Source organism: Anoxybacillus ayderensis (assembly GCF_013761015.1).
Lineage (GTDB): Bacteria > Bacillota > Bacilli > Bacillales > Anoxybacillaceae > Anoxybacillus > Anoxybacillus ayderensis.
This window is the reverse complement of record NZ_JACDUV010000008.1, coordinates 147,525-159,520: the sequence shown is the minus strand read 5'-3', so window position 1 is coordinate 159,520 and position 11,996 is coordinate 147,525. Positions and strand designations below refer to the sequence as shown.

Here is an 11,996-nt window from a genome sequence, read left to right as displayed (position 1 = left end):
CAGCGTTCGTCCTGAGCCAGGATCAAACTCTCCATAGAAAAGTTATCCTTAGCTTTTGTACGCTTTTCGCTTCGTTCAGTTTTCAAGGAACATCTCGTCGCTTTTGAAGCGACTTTTTCATAATATCACATCATAAACTTGATGTCAACAACCTTTATTTTTAACCGCCGCCACATCTCAGCAGCGACGATCAAAAATATATCACGAACATTTTTAAACGTCAACACCTTTTCTTTATTTTTTTTCAACCATGTAGTGTCTATGAAACACTCCTTGCCCTTTCGTTGCAATTTTTTCAACGGAAAGTATATGTTTTTCAACTAGAAATTCAAGCAAAATAGCTAAATCAACCCCGTATACGGCCAACTCTTGTTCATCGAGCAACTCCGCCATAGACCATGACGTTTTCTTTTTTTGAAGCACGTGTATCAAGTGACTTGCCCCTTGTTTCAACTTCGAATGGATAAAAAAATCGCTTGCTAAAAATAGCAATTGCAATCGTTTATTAAGCGGTTCTTCACTTCCAACTAACTCAGCATATAGTTTATGAATTTGTGGTTCAATATGTTTCACCTGGTTCCATACGGTTACTTCGGGATAAAAACCATTTTCGATAATAGACAGACGGGCTAAGTGATGAAGTGCATGTAATACGTGATTGTACGCATCAAGCCATTGATCTTTTTCAAAAAAACTTCGTCCTTCTATATAGCGACGTACTAACTTAGCAAATTCTATTCCCATCTTTACTTTTCTTTCGTCTACTGGAAACTGCAATAGACGTTGCCGCCACTGCTCGATATATTCATTCCGATCAAATAAAACTTTCCCATTCAGCAACCAATTCATCACTTTTCGATTTGAACCGAACAACACCCATTCTTTCACTTGACGTTCATCTACAATGTGCAAAGATGCGCTTTTTTCCTCAAACGCATAATGTTTAATAAAAATCGGTTCTTTCCCTTCCCGAACGATAACAAATAAAACAACATCAAACAAATCCGTCTCCGGAGAGTAATCCGACCCTTTTTCAATCATTAAAATTCCAAGCGTTTGTGGATGACTAGCTCGCTCTTGGTAAATCGGACGCAACACATCTCCCATAAACCGATTCCTCCACTTTTCAACATTGTTTGACCGTATTCGACAATTTTAAAAAAACTCCTGCTTATTATTCAAAACTTATGATATAGTTATGCCTAGGAGGAGATATATGTGGGTGTGAAGTATTCGAGCAAGATTAATAAAATTCGTACGTTTGCGTTAAGTTTAATTTTTATCGGATTTTTCGTGATGTATGCAGGTATATTTTTCCGCACATCACCTATTGTTATGACATTATTTATGATTTTAGGATTGTTGTTTATTATCGCAAGTACAGTCGTCTATTTTTGGATTGGGATGTTGTCAACAAAAACGGTACAAGTCGTTTGCCCTTCATGCAATAAAGTAACGAAAATGTTAGGACGGGTCGATGTATGTATGTACTGCAACGAGCCACTTACACTCGATCCAACACTTGAAGGAAAAGAATTTGATGAAAAATATAATCGAAAAACAAGAAACAAAAAAAGCTGATAGCCGCGTCGCTACCAGCTTTTTTAATGATGTCCTTTTTGACAGTCCGGACACGTTCCGTAAATCTCCATCCGATGATGACTAACTTTAAATCCTGTCACATGCGCCGCTAAATCTTCGACTTCATCTAAGCCTGGGTAATGAAAATCGACAATTTTTCCACACGTTTCGCAAATCACATGATAATGATGTGTCGTAACAAAATCGAACCGACTTGAAGCATCCCCGTACGTTAGTTCTTTTACAAGCCCGACTTCTTTAAACACACGCAAATTGTTATACACAGTTGCGACACTCATATTTGGAAATTTTCCTTCCAAAGCTTTATAAATTTCATCCGCTGTTGGATGGGACATGGACTGAATCAAATATTCGAGTATCGCATGACGTTGCGGTGTAATACGGACGCCGGTTTCTTTCAACGTGTGAAGCGCTTCTTTTAATTGATGTGCGTGCGTCACCGTCATGCACCTCACTTTCATTTATAAAAATTATAATTATTACTTTATAATTTTTATAAATAGTGTACAAAAAAATGAAACTGTTTGTCAATTGTATTTTTAGGTAAGAAAAAAGGCGACCCTTTGAGGAATCGCCGCATACATATTTGAGGAGGTGTGTGCTCTACTATATCGTACGCAACGATCCTTTTATTTGTTTGAGCCAACCGCCTCTTTTAAAGCGTTCAACACTTCTTCGACATGCCCATTTACTTTTACTTTTCTCCATTCTTTCACGATTTGACCGTTTGGATCGATTAAAAACGTCGAACGCTCAATCCCCATATACTCTTTCCCGAAATTTTTCTTTAACTTCCATACGTCATACGCCTTTGCTACGTCTTGTTTTTCATCAGCAAGAAGTAAAAACGGCAAGCGATGTTTTTCAATAAATTTTTTATGCCGAACAATTGAATCAGGGCTAATACCGATTACAACCGCTCCAAGTTCCTCAAATACTTCATGATGATCGCGAAACTCGCAAGCCTCTGTCGTACATCCTGGCGTCATATCTTTTGGATAAAAATATAATACGACATACTTCCCATGAAATTGCGACAATGTCACGTTTTCCCCATTGCTTGCTGGCAATGTAAAGTCAGGCGCTTTCATTTTTCTCCTCCTATCTTCTTTCTACATCCATCACTGTTCGAACAACAAAAGCGGCAGGTAGCGCATAGCCGAGCAACGCTTCGACCATCGCAATCCACCGACCGATTCCAATCGGCACAACATCCCCATAGCCGACCGAAAGCAAAGTGACTGCACTAAAATATAGACTTGTTTCGACATATTGCAAAAAGTTAGAAGCCTCTATATTCTTCCCATTTTCCATCATCACAACATGTCCATTTATATGCAAGATCGTATATACAAGCGCAAAGCCAATCATCGTCGTTGAATACACAAATAAAATGGCAATAAAGTTTTTTATCGAAATGACAGAACGCTTCGTCTGCCAAAAAGAAAAAAAACTCATACATATGATAAATGCAATAATCCCAATCCATATATACGTCACAACATCCCCTCCTGTCCTCATATATACGAGAGGATGTTTAATTTAATTCCCGGCACCACGATAACGTTTGACGCCCGCATTCCATAACAGCACCGACAATGTAAAACAAACAATTCCCATCACCGGCGTCAAAAACGAGTATGTATACCATTCCGTTTTACGCAAAAAATACGCTGACGGATATACACCAACAAACGCAAACGGCAAAACCCATGTTAAAACGTAGCGAATAACGCGATTGTAAATATCGACAGGGTATCTTCCGTAGTTTCCTATATTATACATCATCGGCATAATCGAACTGCGCGCATCAGACCAAAAACTAATGCTTGCTAATGAAATAAAAATGCCCGCGTAAACGAACGTCCCTCCTAAAACGAACAACACAAATAAAATGACATCATACCAATGAAACGATAAATGTAATCTTGATGCGGCATACCCCATAACAATTAAACCAGTAATTCCTCCAAGGAGCGACTCTAACTCCATTCGTTCAAGCACAATTTGGAACAAACTATGCACAGGACGGGTTAATACACGGTCCATTTCCCCACGCACAATATATCTTTCGTTAAAATCCCAAATATTAAAAAACGCAGCAAACAAAGAAAAAGGAACTAAAAAGAAGCCGTAGATGAAAATAATTTCATCGCGCGTCCATCCATTTAAAAATTGCGTATGTCCAAATACAACGAGGATAAAAATTAAATTCACACCTTGAAACATTAAATCAGACAAAAACTCAACGAGCAAATCGGTGCGATATTGCAGCTTTGTTTTTACATATTGACTCATATATTGAAAAAAAATCGATATATAAAACATATGTTCACCCCCCTTGAATGATGAGTTTTCGTTTGGCTGCTTTCCATAATACGTAAATCGGCACAATTAATACGACGCACCAAACCGCTTGAAACATCATTCCTTTAATCACAGCATCCCCTGTAAAGCTTTCCGTAAAAATCATACTTGGAATGTAACTAATCGCTTGAAACGGCAAATAGTGCATGACATGTTGTGCCCACTCGGGATAAAAACTAATTGGCAAAATAAGCCCTGAAAATAAATCAATAACAAATCGTTTGGCGCGAAGCAATCCTTCCCCATTTAACGTAAAAAACGTGACCATCCCAGCTATCAAGTTGAGCTGAGAGTTAATAATAAAACTAAACATTGTTGACAAAGCAAAATATCCCCACGTATGAACATTTGCTGTAAATTGAAGCGAAAAAACGAATGTGACGATAATCATTCCCGGAAGTGAGAAGAAAAGTAATCTGAAAATCCCTTCCCCAAGCCCTTGCATCGTTTTCATAATTAAATAGTTGTACGGACGAATAAGTTCAATCGCCACTTTTCCTTCGCGAATTTCCATCGCAATTTCACGATCAATGTTATTAAAATAAAACGCTCTTGCCATCCAAGCGATCGCGACATATGTCGTCATTTGTTCAACTGTCATTCCTTGAATAGACGGTTGCCCTCCATAAATGGCGGACCATAAAAAATAATACGCGCCAATATTAATGCTATAAATAAAAATACCGCTATAATAATTCGTGCGATAGGCTAACATCATTAAAAAACGCATACGAATCATTTCAATGTATTTACCCATGATGAATCCCTTCTTCATAAATGTTGCGAATAATTTCTTCCGTCGATACTTCACGAATGTGAATATCTTTTAATTCATAGGAAGAAACGACTTTTCCAATAACATGTGCCATATCCGTTGCACGAACATGCGCAATCCAACTATATCGATCTTCCCCTTGTTCCCACGTCGCATCAACAAGTAGCATAAGCTCTTCTTTTGAGACGATATCGCGAAATTGAAAATGAATTTGCTTTCCTTCTCCCCAATTTTGCTTTAAACGTTGCAATGATCCATCGTAAATGATTTTTCCTTCGTCAAGCATAATGACGCGTTCACAAAGCGCTTCAATATCTGTCATATCGTGCGTCGTTAATAAAATCGTCGTGTTGTATTTTTCATTAATTTCTTTTAAAAATTGACGAATTTTTAACTTTACAAGCACATCTAAACCGATCGTCGGCTCATCTAAAAATAAAAGTGGTGGATTATGAATGAGCGCAGCTGCTAATTCACAGCGCATTCGCTGACCGAGCGATAACTTGCGCACAGGCTTATCAAGCAACGGGCCAATATCTAACGTTTCAATCACGTGATCCATATGCTCGTTATAATCTTGATCAGAGACACGATATACTTTTTTCAACAATCGAAACGACTCTTGCACGGCGATATCCCACCATAATTGTGATCGTTGCCCAAACACAACGCCGATCGTCTGCACGAAACGTTCCCGCTCTTTATGCGGATTCATTCCATTTACAACGACTCGTCCAGATGTCGGCGTTAAAATTCCTGTTAACATTTTTATTGTCGTCGATTTACCTGCCCCATTTTCTCCAATGTAGCCAACCATTTCCCCTTGTTTAACAGTAAACGAAATATCGTCCACAGCTCGAATTATTTTATAGTTTCTCGTAAACAAATCACGAAACGCACCAGCTAAACCGGAGCGGCTAGAGTATGACTTAAATTCCTTACGTAGTTTTTCTACTTCAATCGCATACATGTTCCTCACCTCTCATGAAATCACTATTTAATAGTGTAACGAAAATGTTTAAACTCAACAAATGGTGTGCTCAAATAAATGTGATAAAATAAACACCGTGAAACAATTTTTACATAAAAGGAGGAGGCTTCGCGTGAATTTTACGAAGTCTGAACAATTATACCAAGAAGCGATTGAGCATATCGTCGGCGGTGTCAACAGCCCTTCCCGTTCATATAAAGCTGTCGGAGGCGGTGCACCCGTCGTGATGGAAAGAGCGCAAGGGGCATACTTTTGGGATGTAGACGGCAATAAATATATCGATTATTTAGCAGCATACGGCCCTATTATTACCGGACATGCTCATCCACACATTACAAAAGCCATTCAACAGGCGGCTGAAAACGGCGTTTTATATGGGACGCCAACACCGTATGAAATTACGTTCGCGAAAATGTTAAAAGAAGCGATTCCTTCCCTAGAAAAAGTACGTTTCGTCAACTCAGGAACAGAAGCTGTCATGACGACAATTCGTGTCGCTCGCGCTTACACTGGTCGCGATAAAATTGTAAAATTTGCAGGTTGCTATCACGGACATTCCGATCTCGTTCTTGTTGCAGCCGGTTCTGGCCCATCTACATTAGGTACACCTGACTCAGCGGGCGTGCCAAAAAGCATCGCTCAAGAAGTCATTACTGTTCCTTTCAATGACGTAGATGCTTTTAAACAAGCGATGGATCGTTGGGGAAGCGAAGTAGCTGCCGTTCTCGTTGAACCAATTGTCGGTAACTTCGGGATCGTCGAACCGAAACCAGGCTTTTTACAAGCGATAAACGACATCGCCCATGCAGCTGGCGCACTTGTCATTTATGATGAAGTGATCACCGCTTTCCGTTTTATGTATGGCGGTGCTCAAAACTTGCTTGGGATCGAGCCTGACTTAACGGCACTCGGAAAAATTATCGGCGGTGGTTTACCAATCGGTGCATACGGCGGTAGAAAAGACATTATGGAACAAGTAGCTCCGCTTGGCCCAGCTTACCAAGCAGGAACGATGGCGGGAAATCCTGCGTCCATTTTAGCAGGTATTGCTTGTTTAGAAGTATTACAACAAGAAGGCGTGTATGAACATCTCGATCACCTCGGTGCGATGTTAGAGGCTGGCATTTTAACACACGCGAAAACATACGATATTCCTATTACGATTAACCGCCTAAAAGGAGCGCTCACTGTATACTTCACGACAGAAAAAGTAGAAAACTATGAACAAGCGGAACGGACAGATGGAGAGATGTTCGCAAAATTTTTCAAACTTATGCTTCATCAAGGCATTAATCTCGCCCCTTCGAAATACGAAGCCTGGTTTATTACATTAGCCCATACAGAAGAAGATATTGAATATACAATCGAAGCGGTAGGACGCGCATTTAAATCCTTAAAAAATGAATAAATATACAATCATAACGAGGGAGGAAATCCATTCCTCCCTCGTTTTTTATGTTCAAAAACAATGTAAACGCTTACATCATTCGTGAACGTTTTGTTACATGAACTGAATATTATATCCAAAAATATGAATAAATAATTGATTTTCTTTTGCAAACATGCTAATATAGACTATAAAATTCAGAAAATTTTATTTCTTAAAAAAGTTTTGTGTAGGAGGTGGCGAAGGCGAGAAGCGAGCAATAAGCCGCTTACAAGCCGCATGCTATGAAACAACAGTGGAATCCAACTTCATTTCAACATTTTTATGAACACGAACACGATGCGTGTGGAATTGTCGCTGCGGTTGAAAAACGACGCATTCCGACAAAGGAAAACATTACAACATGTATTAACGCCCTCGTCACAATGAATCATCGCGCCGGATTTATCAATGGTGAAGGAGATGGCGTCGGTATTCATATTGACATTCCGAAAGCGCTTTGGAAAGAAAAATTTGCTGCTGCCCATCTTGATCCTCAACTCGTCGACCGCGACGATTTTATTGTTGGCCATATATTTATTACGCGAACAACGAATGTCGAAGAGAAAAAAGCACGTATACGTCAATTGTTTGCTCAATTTCATCTCACTCTCATTTTTGAATCCGATCGCGTGACCTCTTCTTCAGCGCTCGGTCCAATCGCTTTACGCGAGGAGCCTGTATTTTGGCAAGTAACCCTTTTACCAAACAAAAACGAAACGTTATCTAAAACGTTATTTGAATTAACGGTTGAAATCGAGAAAGATGAACATATTCATGTCGCTTCTCTTAGCAACCATCACGCCATTTACAAAGTGATGGGGGCTGGAGATATTTTACCAAAATATTATCACGACTTAGCGAGCCCGCTTGTCGCATCTACGATGACTCTTGGCCATAATCGCTATTCAACAAATACACTATCCAACTTTTTCCGTGTACAACCGTTTAGCGTCTTAGGTCATAACGGTGAAATTAACACGATTGCCAAACTACGTGAAGAGGCAACAATGATCGGTGTTCCATTGACAAACGGCGGAAGCGATTCGCAAGACTTGAGCCGAACGATGGAAACGCTTATTTATCGTGATGGCTATACGTTATTTGAAGCAATGGACTTTTTATTCCCGCCAATTGTAAACGAAATAAAAAACTATCCAGCACATCTACAAGATTTATATGCTTACATTCGCGAAGCTTGGGGACATTTCGCCCAAGGACCTGCAGGCATCATTTCTCGCCATGCAGATGAAGCAGTATTTAGCGTCGATGCGCTCGGGTTGCGTCCGCTTTGGAAAATTGAAACAGAACACCGTTACGTATTTGCATCTGAGCCAGGCATTATTCCTGTGTGCGAATATACAGGGGAACCAAAACCGCTCGCACCGGGAGAAAAAATCGGATTAAAATGGCAAGCGGATGGAACAATTCGTGTGTATGAATACGCAGATTATCAACAAGAAGTATACAATCGTATTCGAAATCGTTTAAATATCGAGAATATGCGCCAACGTCTCCAAACGCCAACGTTAAAAACATACGTACTTATGGCTCAACCAACAAAAGTGCATAACGGACAATACGCTGCATTTGGTTGGGACCGCGAACATATTCAATTGCTCGAACAAATGGCAGAAAAAGGCGCAGAACCTATTCGCTCGCTCGGACACGATGCTCCGCTTGCAGCGATCGATCCTGAGCGAAAAAATATTGCTGATTTTATAAAAGAAAGTGTGGCTGTTGTAACAAACCCTGCCATTGACCGCGACCGCGAAACAGAACATTTTTCTACACGCGTTGTCGTTGGAAAACGACCAAGTATCGTCTCAAATGAGGAACATCCTTACACCGTTGAGCTTCTTTCACCTATTTTAATCGAGGGAAAACTCGGAAATGAATGTGCAGAAACGTTACAGCAACCATCGTACGATCAACTCGTTCATACATTTGAAGAAAAACAATTGACGTACTTTATATCAGCTACGTTTTTTGAACATGAAACGATTCCAATGGCGCTCGACCGTTTAAGCGAAGAAGCATGTGCAGCTGCGGCAAACGGAAAAACGTTGCTTGTCATTGACGATGCAAAAGCGCATCAAAATGGTCATTTATGGATCGATCCACTTCTTGTTATATCGGCGATCGATCAAGCGTTAACAAAAGCGCAATTGCGGAGAAACTGTTCGCTTCTTCTTCGTTCTGGAGCGATTCGTTCGTTGCATGATTTCATCGTTGCATACGGACTTGGCGCAAACGTCATTAGCCCATATTTAATGTTTGCGACAGTGGCTGATTCGTCCACTCGACCAGCGATTCATTTGTTCCAAGCGTTAAATAAAGGGCTTGAAAAAGTCATTTCAACGATTGGTATTCATGAATTACGCGGATACAGCCGTCTCTTTTCATCGATCGGCTTGCATGAAGAAGTCGCAGCTGTATTAAATATTGTTAACTTTTTTGGTTCTGATTCGCTTGCCCAAAATTTTGAAGCATTAAAACAAGACGCCATCGCACGCGCAAACGACTTTGAAACAGAACAAGCAAAGTTGCGCAAAACGTTCCACGTTTTCCCACGCATCTGGAAAGCGATTGGTGAGGTGGCACAAACAGGCTCATACGATCAATATCGTGAAAAATTGACGGAAATCGAAACAGAAACGCCAACAGCTATTCGTCATTTAACAGATTTAAAACAGGCCGATGTGCCAGCTAAAAAAGAACATGTGGACATTTCTGTCGGTGAACATAGCTTACCTTTTGTGATCGCTTCGATGTCATTTGGTTCACAAAACGAAATTGCGTTTCGCGCTTATGCCGAAGCGGCGAACCGTCTGAACATGATTAGCTTAAACGGTGAGGGTGGCGAAATTAAAGATATGCTCGGCAAATATCCGCGCACGCGCGGGCAACAAGTCGCTTCTGGACGATTTGGCGTCAATGCTGAACTGCTGAACTCATCGAATTTACTAGAAATTAAAATCGGGCAAGGAGCAAAACCGGGTGAAGGTGGTCATTTGCCAGGTTCGAAAGTGACAGCTAAAATCGCTGAAGCACGGAACGCAACGATCGGCTCTGATTTAATTTCACCGTCAAACAACCATGACATTTACTCGATTGAAGACTTAGCGCAAATGATTGCTGAATTAAAAACAGCAAACGACCAAGCAAAAGTCGCTGTCAAAGTACCAGTCGTCCCTAATATTGGAACGATTGCTGTCGGCATCGCAAAAGCTGGCGCGGACATTATTACACTAAGCGGCTTCGACGGTGGAACAGGAGCTGCGCGCATTCATGCCATTCAACACGTTGGCTTACCTGTAGAAATTGGCGTGAAAGCGGCGCACAACGCGCTTTTAGAAGCCGGATTGCGCCACCAAGTTGAAATTTGGGCAGATGGCGGCATAAAAAGCGCGATGGACGTGATCAAAGTGATGCTTCTCGGCGCCAACCGCGTTGGCTTCGGCACATTAGCGATGATTGCGATCGGATGCACAACATGTCGCGGTTGTCATTTAGATACATGCCATGTCGGAATCGCCACGCAAATTGAATCGGAAGCACAAGCGAAAGAACATGGTTTACGCCGTTTCGTTCCGAGACAATTCGAGCAAGCGGTACAAAACTTAGTTCGTTTCTTTACAGCATTTGGAGAGGAACTAAAAGCGCTCACCGCCTCGCTCGGCTATACGAACTTACAACAGCTTGTCGGTCGCTCTGATTTGCTTGAACAAACGCGCGGACGTGATCGGATGAATTTAGCAACGTTATTAAAAACGTTAGAAATCGGTCAATGGTATCAAAAAGAAGTCGCAGCGACATCGGAAGAAGGAAAACTGGCCGTTGCAGCTGGAGCTGAATATTTAGATTATCACGTTGAAGACTTACACCGTTCACGTGAATTTTCAACTGTCACAGCTGAACAACGCGTACTCGGCAGCCGCGTCGCATGCCATCGTGTGCGTGGTCGATTGGACGGATCGTATAAAAAGCTGCCAAACATATCTCTTCGTTATAAAGATGGATCTGTACCTGGCAATGGACTCGGTGCATATAACGTCGCTGGCATTCATATTCATGTTGACGGTGGAGCACAAGACGGAACTGGAAAGACAACGTTTGGCGGAGGTATTTTCGTCTTTAAAGCGAAAGGAAAAGACGGAAAGTTTTACAACGGATCAGTCGGGAAAGGATTTGGCTACGGAGCGCAAAAAGGATTGCTAATCGTACAAGGAAACGCTGACGCACGCGCAGGCATTCGCTTATCAGGAGCGGATATGATTATCGGTGGTCAAGTGACAAAACCAATTCCTGAAGTTGAACACGGCAATATCGGTGTTCACGCCAACATTAAAGGATTTGCCTTTGAATATATGACAAACGGACGCGGACTCGTTCTCGGCGACCCAGGTCCATGGATTTGTGCAGGAATGACAGGCGGTGTCGTTTATTTACGTCATCAACCAGAAATGGGCTTAACGAAAGCCGCCCTCGAACGCCGAATCGCCAAAGGCGCAAACGTCGCGATTCAGCCGCTAAACGAAAAAGGAAAAGCGGACGTCAAAGAACTACTTCGCACATATATTGATTTACTTATCGAACATGAACAGCATGAAGAAGCTGCAACACTTCAACCGTTGTTGGAACAACCAGAGCAACACTTTTTCCAAGTCATTCCGAAAAAAGAACAAGCCGATCCATCCGTATCGACAGAATAAACGTCAAAAAGAACTGCCTCAAAAAATGGGGCAGTTCTTTTAATTTTTTTCCTTTTATCTTGATATACTGATGAAAAACATGTATATTTGTTTGTTGTTCTAACAAGATGATGAAAAAGA

General features: G+C 41.2%; 10 protein-coding genes. 3 read left to right on the top strand and 7 right to left on the bottom strand.

Features of this window, described 5'->3' with window-relative positions:
• Window positions 1-234: 234 nt before the first annotated feature.
• A complete protein-coding gene (locus tag HNR63_RS12320) occupies window positions 235-1,107 on the bottom strand; it encodes a nucleotidyltransferase-like protein (protein WP_181520891.1) in 873 nt (290 codons plus the stop codon).
• Between the two features lie 111 nt (window positions 1,108-1,218).
• Between HNR63_RS12320 and HNR63_RS12315 the strand changes: the two genes are divergently transcribed.
• Window positions 1,219-1,581: a YgzB family protein gene (locus tag HNR63_RS12315; RefSeq protein ID WP_009360872.1), complete on the top strand. Its 363-nt coding sequence runs from the start codon at window positions 1,219-1,221 to the stop codon at window positions 1,579-1,581.
• A gap of 23 nt (window positions 1,582-1,604) precedes the next feature.
• Here HNR63_RS12315 and perR read toward each other — a convergent pair whose 3' ends face one another.
• From perR to HNR63_RS12285, 6 genes are all read right to left on the bottom strand, one after another.
• Window positions 1,605-2,048, bottom strand: coding sequence for a peroxide-responsive transcriptional repressor PerR (perR, locus tag HNR63_RS12310; protein WP_026011847.1), 444 nt, complete (start codon window positions 2,046-2,048; stop codon window positions 1,605-1,607).
• 183 nt (window positions 2,049-2,231) lie between these two features.
• Window positions 2,232-2,693: a thioredoxin-dependent thiol peroxidase gene (gene bcp, locus HNR63_RS12305; RefSeq protein WP_021095986.1), complete on the bottom strand. Its 462-nt coding sequence runs from the start codon at window positions 2,691-2,693 to the stop codon at window positions 2,232-2,234.
• 10 nt (window positions 2,694-2,703) lie between these two features.
• Window positions 2,704-3,102, bottom strand: coding sequence for a potassium channel family protein (locus HNR63_RS12300; protein WP_021095987.1), 399 nt, complete (start codon window positions 3,100-3,102; stop codon window positions 2,704-2,706).
• Between the two features lie 42 nt (window positions 3,103-3,144).
• Complete coding sequence (locus tag HNR63_RS12295; RefSeq protein ID WP_181520890.1) at window positions 3,145-3,930, bottom strand: ABC transporter permease; 786 nt, start codon at window positions 3,928-3,930, stop codon at window positions 3,145-3,147.
• A gap of 4 nt (window positions 3,931-3,934) precedes the next feature.
• A complete protein-coding gene (locus tag HNR63_RS12290; RefSeq protein ID WP_085789438.1) occupies window positions 3,935-4,726 on the bottom strand; it encodes an ABC transporter permease in 792 nt (263 codons plus the stop codon).
• The gene (locus tag HNR63_RS12285; protein WP_043966102.1) at window positions 4,719-5,714 is read right to left on the bottom strand and encodes an ABC transporter ATP-binding protein; all 996 of its coding nucleotides are present in this window, start codon (window positions 5,712-5,714) and stop codon (window positions 4,719-4,721) included. The genes HNR63_RS12290 and HNR63_RS12285 overlap by 8 nt, the downstream gene beginning before the upstream one ends.
• 133 nt (window positions 5,715-5,847) lie before the next feature.
• Between HNR63_RS12285 and HNR63_RS12280 the strand changes: the two genes are divergently transcribed.
• A complete protein-coding gene (locus HNR63_RS12280; protein ID WP_181520889.1) occupies window positions 5,848-7,143 on the top strand; it encodes a glutamate-1-semialdehyde 2,1-aminomutase in 1,296 nt (431 codons plus the stop codon).
• Between the two features lie 263 nt (window positions 7,144-7,406).
• Window positions 7,407-11,876: a glutamate synthase-related protein gene (locus tag HNR63_RS12275; RefSeq protein WP_181520888.1), complete on the top strand. Its 4,470-nt coding sequence runs from the start codon at window positions 7,407-7,409 to the stop codon at window positions 11,874-11,876.
• Window positions 11,877-11,996: the final 120 nt, after the last annotated feature.